The sequence below is a fragment of the Micromonospora haikouensis genome (assembly GCF_900091595.1).
Classification (GTDB): domain Bacteria; phylum Actinomycetota; class Actinomycetes; order Mycobacteriales; family Micromonosporaceae; genus Micromonospora; species Micromonospora haikouensis.
Genome location: NZ_FMCW01000047.1, coordinates 13,123 through 17,318 on the forward strand (window position 1 = coordinate 13,123; position 4,196 = coordinate 17,318).

At 74.6% G+C, this 4,196-nt stretch carries 1 protein-coding gene; it reads right to left on the reverse strand.

Going from position 1 to position 4,196, the window contains the following annotated elements; all coding sequences use genetic code 11:
• The coding region (locus GA0070558_RS30420; RefSeq protein ID WP_141722376.1) for a type I polyketide synthase at nucleotides 1–4,196 on the reverse strand (4,196 nt) is incomplete at both ends.

Sequence of the window (4,196 nt, forward strand, 5' to 3'; positions counted from 1 at the left end):
CCATCCAGGAACGCATTCCCCGCCGCATACGCACCCTGACCCGGCGAACCCAAAACCCCCGCGATCGACGAGAACACCACGAACAGATCCAGATCAAGACCAGCCGTCGCCTCGTGCAGATGCCACGCCGCGTCCACCTTCGGCGCGAGGACGGCCGTCAGGCGATCCACGGTGAGCCCCTCGACGAGCCCGTCGTCGAGGACACCCGCCGTGTGCACCACCCCGGCCAGGCGACGGCCGTCGGCGGTGAGCCGGCCCACGAGGGAGCGCACGGATCCGGCATCGGTCACGTCACACGCCGCCACCTCCACCGACGCGCCCAGCTCCGACAACCGCCCCACCAGCTCGTCCGCGCCCGCAGCGGCGGCACCCCGACGCGACACCAACACCAACGACCGCGCCCCGTGCGCCGACACCAGATGCTCCGCGACCAGAGCGCCCAACGCGCCCGTACCACCGGTCACCAGCACCGCACCGTCGCCGAGCGGGGCAACCGCCGGGACGTCGGGCACCGACGCGCGCACCAGTCGCGGCACCCACAGCCCACCCGAACGCACCGCCACCTGACCACCGACGACGGCATCGTCGAGGGCGCCGGCCAGCACGGCCGGCAGTTCGGTTGCGCCGTCGCCGTCGACGTCCAGGTCCGCGAGGACGATGCGGCCGGGGTGCTCCGACTGTGCCGAGCGGAGCAGGCCCCACACGGCCGCCCCGGCCAGGTCGGTCACCCGGTCACCGTCACGCGCCACGACTGCGCCCCGGGTGACGACGACGAGCCGCGTGTCGGCGAGCGCGTCGGCGGCCAGCCACGCCTGCGCCGCGCGCAACGCCTCCGATGCCACCGCCCGCACCACCTCGGGGGCCGGGTGGGCGGCGGCGACCGGCAGCACGAGGGCGCGCGGGGCGTCGGCCCCTGCGGCCACCGCCGCCAGCAGGGTCGCCACGTCGGGGTACGCCGCCAAGCGGCCCCCGCCCGCCGGCGCGTGGAGGAACCCGGTCGTGGTGGTGTCCTCGGGGGCGAGCAGCGCCCAGCCGGCGGGGTCGGCGGTCGGGGCGACCTCGGCGGCCTGCCACACCACCTCGAACATCGACCGCGACGCCGCACCACTGGCACCGACGCCGGTCAACTCCCGCAGCGTCAGCGATTCCACCGACACCACCGGCGCACCCGACTCGTCCACCGCGACGAGACGGATCCCGGAACCAGCCCGGGTCAACCGCACCCGCAGCACCCGCGCACCCGACGCGTGCACCTGCACACCCGAGAACGCGAACGGCACCCGCGCACCCGACGAAGCCTCTTCACCAAGCAACAACCCGATCGGGTGCAACGCCGCATCCAGCAACGCCGGATGCACCCCGAACGCTGCCGCGCCCTCGACCTCATCGGGCAGGGCTACCTCGGCGAACACCTCGCCGTCGCCGGCCCACACCCGATGCAGCCCGCGGAACACCGGCCCGTACGCCAGACCCAGCCCCGCCAGGCCCGCATACCAACCCGAAAGATCCACCTCCGACACACCCACCGGCGGCCACGCCGCGACCACCGGCTCCTCGGCGGAGGCCCCCTCCAGCACACCCTCGGCGTGCCGAACCCACCCGGCGTCACCGTCGCCTCGGGAGTAGATGGTCACCGGCCGCTCCGGCGCGTCGGCGGGGCCGTCGACGCGTACCTGGATGCGCACGCTCCCGGCGTGGGGCACGACCAGCGGCGCGGCCATGGTCAGCTCCCGGAGCCGGGGCAGCCCCGCCTCGTCGCCGGCCCGGACGGCCAGCTCCACGAGCGCCGTGCCCGGCACGAGCGTCACGCCGGAGACCGCGTGATCCGCCAACCAGGGGTACGCGGCGAGGGACAGCCGGCCGGTGAGCACCACCTCGTCGTTGCCGGCCAGGTCGACGGACGCGCCGAGCAGCGGGTGCCCCGCGTCGCCCAGCCCGGCCCCCGACACGTCGCCGGTGCGGGGCCGGCCGGCGTTCGGCCAGTACCGCTGGTGCTGGAATGCGTACGTCGGCAGGTCCACCCGCCGCGCGCCCGTGCCGGCGAACCACTGCCGCCACGTCACCGGCACCCCGTTGACGTGCAGCTCCGCGAGGGCGGCCAGCAGCGCCACAGCCTCGGGCCGGTCCCGGCGCTGCGCGGCGACGGTCAGCACACCCTCGTCGCCGGGCAGCACGTCGGCGGCCAGCGCGGTCAGCACGCTCTGCGGCCCGACCTCCAGGAACGTGCCCACCCCGGCGGCCCGCAGCGCGGCGACCCCGTCGGCGAACCGGACGGCCTCCCGGACGTGCCGCACCCAGTAGTCGGCGCTGCGGATCTCGCCGACGTCGGCGAGCGCCCCGGTCAGGTTCGACACCACCGGCACCAGCGGCGCGGCGAAGCTGAACGTGGCGAGGACAGCCCGGAACTCGGCCAGCATCGGCTCCATCAACGGACTGTGGAACGCGTGGCTGACGGCGAGCCGGCGGGTACGCACGCCCCGGCCCTGCCAGAACTGCTCGATCTCGTCCAGAGCTTCCACGGCCCCGGAGACCACCACGGCCGACGGCCCGTTGACCGCAGCGATCCCGACGTCGGCGCGACCGGCGATCGACTCGGTCACGTCGGCCTCGGCCGCGTTGACCGCCAGCATCCCGCCACCGGCCGGCAACGCCTGCATCAGCCGACCCCGCGCCGCCACCAGGGCACACGCGTCGGCCAGTGACAGCACCCCCGCCACGTGCGCGGCCGTGATCTCACCGACCGAATGCCCACCGACGAAGTCCGGCACCACCCCGAACGACTCGACGAGCCGGAACAACGCCACCTCGACCGCGAACAGGCCCGCCTGCGTGAACACGGTCTGGTCCAACAGAGCGGCGTCGGCGGAACCCTCATCGGCGAACAGCACCGGCTTCAGCGGCTGCGGCAGCAGCGGGTCCAGGTGACCACACACCTCGTCCAGCGCGGCGGCGAACACCGGGAACGCGTCCGCCAACTCCCGACCCATCCCGGCACGCTGCGCGCCCTGACCGGAGAACAGCAGCGCCAGGTGTCCGCGCTGCTCCGGGGCGCCCACGACCACGGCCCCGGACGGCTCGCCCTCGGCCAGGGCCCGTAGTGCGGCGAGCAGGCCGTCCCGGTCGGCGACCAGGGCGACGGCCCGCTGCTCCAGGGCGGGACGCGTCGTCACCGACGACCACGCCACGTCCAGCGCAGCAAGCGACCCGTCACCCGCCAACCACCGGGCCCACCGAGCGGCCTGACCCGCCAGGGCCCCATCGGTGCAAGCGGACAACACCACCGGCACCACCGGCGGCACCACCCGCTCCACCACCACACCCTCGACAACCTCCACCGGAGGCTGCTCGATGATCACGTGCGCATTCGTGCCGGAGATCCCGAACGACGACACCGCCGCCCGACGCGGCCGACCCACCACCGGCCACGGCGTCGCCTCGGTAGCCAGCGCAACCGCCCCGGCGGCCCAGTCGACATGCGGCGACGGCTCGTCCACATGCAACGACGCCGGCACCACCCCGTGCCGCATCGCCATGACCATCTTGATCACACCCGCCACACCGGCCGCCGCCTGCGTGTGCCCGATGTTCGACTTCACCGAGCCGAGCAGCAGTGGCCGGTCGGCGGGCCGGTCCTGCCCGTAGGTGGCGAGGAGCGCCTGCGCCTCGATCGGGTCGCCCAGGGTCGTGCCGGTGCCGTGCGCCTCCACCGCGTCCACGTCCGCCGGGGTCAGCCGGGCATTCGCCAGGGCCTGCCGGATCACCCGCTGCTGCGAGGGGCCATTCGGGGCGGTAAGACCGTTCGACGCCCCGTCCTGGTTGACGGCCGTCCCCCGCACCACCGCGAGGATCCGACGCCCCTCCCGCCGCGCATCCGAGAGCCGCTGCACCAGCAGCATGCCCACACCCTCCGACCAGCCCGTCCCGTCGGCGGCGGCGGCGAACGACTTGCACCGCCCGTCGGCCGACAGCCCCCGCTGCCGCGAGAACTCCACGAACGTCCCCGGCGTCGCCATCACCGTCACGCCACCGGCCAGGGCCAGGTCGCACTCACCCGACCGCAGCGCCTGCGCCGCCAGGTGCAACGCGACCAGGGAGGACGAGCACGCCGTGTCCACGGTCACCGCCGGCCCCTCCAGGCCGAACGTGTACGCCACCCGCCCCGACAGCACACTGCCCGACGTGCCCGTACCCACGTA